This is a genomic window from Phenylobacterium sp. (assembly GCF_031412415.1).
GTDB lineage: Bacteria > Pseudomonadota > Alphaproteobacteria > Caulobacterales > Caulobacteraceae > Phenylobacterium.
Window position 1 is genome coordinate 1 of record NZ_JANOCX010000206.1, and the last position, 3,621, is coordinate 3,621.

Below are 3,621 nucleotides of genomic sequence, written 5' to 3' on the forward strand. Positions count from 1 at the left end.
GACAGCGTCACCGACCTGGACGCAGTCTACGCCATGGTCGAGCAGGCCAAGAAGGAATTCGGCGGCCTTCACGCGGTGATCAATCCCGCGGGCATCCTGCGCGATGTGATGTTCCACAAGATGACCGAAGCCGAGTGGGACAGCGTCATCGCCGTCCACATGCGCGGCTCCTTCAACGTGGCGCGCGCCACCATCGAGCTGTTCCGCGAACAGAACGATGGCGCCTACATGTTCTTCACCTCGACCTCGGGTCTGTTCGGCAACATCGGCCAGGCCAATTACGGCGCGGCCAAGATGGGCATCGCCGGCCTGTCGCGGATCATCGCCATGGAAGGCGCGCGCAACAACGTGCGCTCGAACTGCGTGGCCCCGGTCGCCTGGACCCGCATGACCCAGTCCGTGCCGATCAAGGACGAAGCCGCCGCCGCCCGCCGCGCGGTGATGGCCGAGAAGATCCGCGCCGATCAGCCGGCTCGTTTCTCGGTCGCCATGATCACCCCGGCCGCCGCCAGCGTCTCGGGCCAGATCTTCGGCTCGTCGGGCGAGAACATCATCCTCTATTCGCAGCCGCGGCCCATCGAGACCGTGACCAAGGAAGAGGGCTGGACCGTCGACTCGATCATCAAGGAAGCCATCCCCAAGATGGCCCCGAAGTTCTACGACCTCGGCCGCGCGCCGCAGGCCGCCCCGGCCCCCAAGCCCGCCACCGCGGGCTGATAGGCGCCGATCGAACGACAGGACCCCGGCCTCGCGGCCGGGGTTTTTGTTTGGCTACAGCACGTGCCGCCGCAGCCACTCCTCGCGGCTCAGTTCCCAATAGATCGAGCGCCGCGTCGTGCCGTCAGGCCTGACGCTCTCCACCTCGCCCATCCGCTTGAAGCCCGCCCCGTCGATGGCCTTGGCCGAGCGGACATTGTCCAGCGCCGCGGTCAACGCGATCAGCCTTACGCCCAGCGTCTCGAACATGAAGGCGATGGAGTGTGCGACCCCTTGCCGGCCGGAACCGCTGTTCTGCAGGTCGGCGCGCCGGGCGCCCGCCAACTCGGCCGATGAAAGTTCGGGCCAGACCGTGATACGCGAATAGCCCGCCACCTCTCCGGCCTCGTCCAGGGTCACGCTGAGGATGCAGCGGCCCTCCTGGCGCAGGGCCTCGCTGTCGGCCACCCACTTCGCCACGCTCTCATGGGTGAACGGCCGCGGCAGGTCGTAGATCGGGTCCGACACCCGGGGGTCGGAGAACAGGGCCAGCAGGCCCTCCACATGTTCCGGGCCCGCGATGGGCCGGTCTGCGGTGGCGCGCACGGCCGCGCGGATCGCGGCCTCTTCCTCCGGCGTCGCGGCCAGAACGGTTTTCGGCGGTGCACTCATGGCGGCTCCGACCTTGCCTAGCGGTTGCGAACACGGCGAGGTTAGAACCTCACTGGAGGCTCGCGTCGTGGTCTACCTTATCGTCAAGGCGCTGTTGTCGGGCCTGATCATCGCCGCCGTTTCAGAAGTTGCCAAGCGCAGTCCTGGCTTTGGCGCCCTGATCGCCTCCCTGCCCTTGGTCTCGATCCTAGGCATGATCTGGCTCTGGCGGGACACGGGCGACGCGCCAAGGATGGCTGCCCACGCCGAGGCCACCTTCTGGTTCGTCCTGCCTTCGCTGCCGATGTTTCTGCTGATCCCGGCCCTGCTGCGCAAGGGCATGCCGTTCTGGGCGGCGCTAGCCGCAGGCTGCGGGCTCACCATCGCCCTCTATCTGGCCATGATCTGGCAAGGTCCGCGCTTCGGTCTGAAACTCTAGCTTCCTGCCATGGCCCTCAACGGCTCGCCGGTCAGCCGGCGGATGGTCCAGTCGGTCTGGGCCGTGGCGCCGAGGCTGTCGTAAAAGGCGATCGAGGGCGCGTTCCAGTCCAGCACCGCCCATTCCAGCCGCGCCAGGCCCTGGGCCTCGCAACGCTGGGCCAGCGCCCGCAGCAGGGCCTTGCCCGCCCCAAGGCCCCTTGCTTCCGGGACCACGAACAGGTCCTCCAGATAGATCCCGTGCCGGCCTCTGAAGGTCGAGTAGTTGTAGAACCAGATCGCGAACCCCACCGGCTTGCCATCGACCTCGGCGATGTCGCAGAAGAGCCGCGGATTGTCGCCGAACAGGTGGCCGGCGATGTCGGCCTCGCTGGCGTCCACCTCGTGCAGCAGCTTTTCATAGTCGGCCAGGGCGCGCACGAAGCCGTGGATCAGGAGGGCGTCGGCGGGGACAGCCGGTCGGACGGTGACGCTCATCCCACGACGACGCCGGGCGGCGGGACACTGTCTGCGGGCACGAAGAAGTCCGGCATGAGGCGCGCGGTCGGATCGACCCGGTACTTGTCGAAATCCCGCTCGCCCTCGGCGTAGAGGAAGCTGTCGTCGATCAGGAAGTTGCCGCTGAATTCGCGGGCGGGCTTCACGAAGATGGCGTGGGCGGCGTCGGCCATGATCTCGACCGTACGGCACTGCTTCATGCCTTCGTCGCCGGCCAGGGCGAAGCGGATCGCCGCCGTGGCGATGCCGGTGCGCGGCCACAGGGCGTTGAAGGCGATCCCGTCGGCCTTGAACTCGGCGGCCATGCCCAGGACGCACATGCTCATCCCGAACTTGGCCATGCTGTAGGCCGTGTGGCCCTCGAACCAGCGCGGGCTCATGTCCAGCGGCGGCGACAGCATCAGCACATGCGGATTGGCGGCGTTCTTCAGGTGCGGGATGCAGGCCTTTGAGGTCAGGTAGGTGCCGCGCGCATTGACCTGGTTCATCAGGTCGTAGCGCTTCATGTCGGTGGCGAGCGTGCCGGTCAGGGAAATGGCCGAGGCGTTGTTGACGCAGATGTCGATCCCGCCGAACCGCTCCACGGTCTTCTGAACCGCGTCATAGACCGACGCCTCGTCGCGAACGTCGACCACCAGCGGCAGGGCCTTGCCGCCCGCCGCCGCGATCTCGGCGGCGGCCGAATAGATGGTGCCGGGCAGGTGCTTGTGCGGCTCGGCGGTCTTGGCGGCGATGGCGATGTTGGCGCCGTCGCGGGCGGCGCGCAGGGCGATGGCCAGGCCGATACCCCGGCTGGCGCCCGTGACGAACAGGGTCTTGCCTTGCAGGCTCATAGCTTCACTCCGGTTGTGTCTTCCGACAGGGCCCACAGGCGCTCGGCGCTCTCGGGGTCCAGCGCGTGGGGCATGACCCCGTGGACGGGATCGGCCGAGGTCCAGGGACCGGCCTCCTTGCAGTCTTCGAGATAGAGGCCGCCGATCCCCTCCAGCTCTTCGCCGACCGCCGCCCAGACGCTGGTCGAGGCGCCCTGCTCGGTGGTCTTGAAGCCCTCGCGGACATTGCCCTCGGCGTCCATCCAGCCCATCGCCACCATTTCTTCCTTGGGCAGGTAGCGCTGCAGCGGCGTCATGATCCCGCCCGGCATGACCGCGTTGGCGGTGATCCCGTGCTCCTCGAACCGTTCGTTGAAGCCGACAGCGAACAGCGAGTTGGCGGTCTTGGACTGGCCGTAGGCCTCCCACTTGTCGTAGGGCCGCGAACGGTAGTGCGGGTCGTCCCAGTGGATGTCGCTGCGTCGGTGGCCGATGGACGAAAGCTGCACCACGCGGGAGGTCCGCT

At 67.6% G+C, this 3,621-nt stretch carries 5 protein-coding genes and 1 pseudogene; 2 read left to right on the top strand and 4 right to left on the bottom strand.

The annotated features are described in order from the left end of the window. Positions 1-717 (top strand): SDR family NAD(P)-dependent oxidoreductase (locus RMO04_RS10065; protein ID WP_309644649.1); only part of this gene is annotated, 717 nt, incomplete at its 5' end. Positions 718-771: 54 nt separating this feature from the next. Here RMO04_RS10065 and RMO04_RS10070 read toward each other — a convergent pair. Next, positions 772-1,368 carry a GNAT family protein gene (locus RMO04_RS10070; RefSeq protein ID WP_309644650.1) on the bottom strand — a complete coding sequence of 199 codons (597 nt, stop codon included), beginning with the start codon at positions 1,366-1,368 and terminating at the stop codon, positions 772-774. Positions 1,369-1,435: 67 nt separating this feature from the next. Between RMO04_RS10070 and RMO04_RS10075 the strand changes: the two genes are divergently transcribed. Beyond that, on the top strand, positions 1,436-1,786 hold the full coding sequence (locus tag RMO04_RS10075) for a DUF3147 family protein (RefSeq protein ID WP_309644651.1): 351 nt from the start codon (positions 1,436-1,438) through the stop codon (positions 1,784-1,786). Here RMO04_RS10075 and RMO04_RS10080 read toward each other — a convergent pair. The 3 genes and pseudogenes from RMO04_RS10080 to RMO04_RS10090 all read right to left on the bottom strand — a co-directional run. Further along, entirely contained in the window at positions 1,783-2,262 is a 480-nt protein-coding gene (locus tag RMO04_RS10080) for a GNAT family N-acetyltransferase (RefSeq protein ID WP_309644652.1), read from the bottom strand. The genes RMO04_RS10075 and RMO04_RS10080 overlap by 4 nt on opposite strands. Next, complete coding sequence (locus tag RMO04_RS10085; protein ID WP_309644653.1) at positions 2,259-3,116, bottom strand: NAD(P)-dependent oxidoreductase; 858 nt, start codon at positions 3,114-3,116, stop codon at positions 2,259-2,261. The genes RMO04_RS10080 and RMO04_RS10085 overlap by 4 nt, the downstream gene beginning before the upstream one ends. Next, positions 3,113-3,621, bottom strand: a pseudogene (locus RMO04_RS10090) (oxidoreductase); the annotation flags it as partial. The pseudogene RMO04_RS10090 and the gene RMO04_RS10085, both read right to left, overlap by 4 nt.

What these genes read in the sequence shown, in the direction of transcription:
- RMO04_RS10085 (WP_309644653.1), bottom strand. Translation starts at nt 3,116, where the DNA reads ATGAGCCTGCAAGGCAAGACCCTGTTCGTCACGGGCGCCAGCCGGGGT.
- RMO04_RS10070 (WP_309644650.1), bottom strand. Translation starts at nt 1,368, where the DNA reads ATGAGTGCACCGCCGAAAACCGTTCTGGCCGCGACGCCGGAGGAAGAG.
- RMO04_RS10080 (WP_309644652.1), bottom strand. Translation starts at nt 2,262, where the DNA reads ATGAGCGTCACCGTCCGACCGGCTGTCCCCGCCGACGCCCTCCTGATC.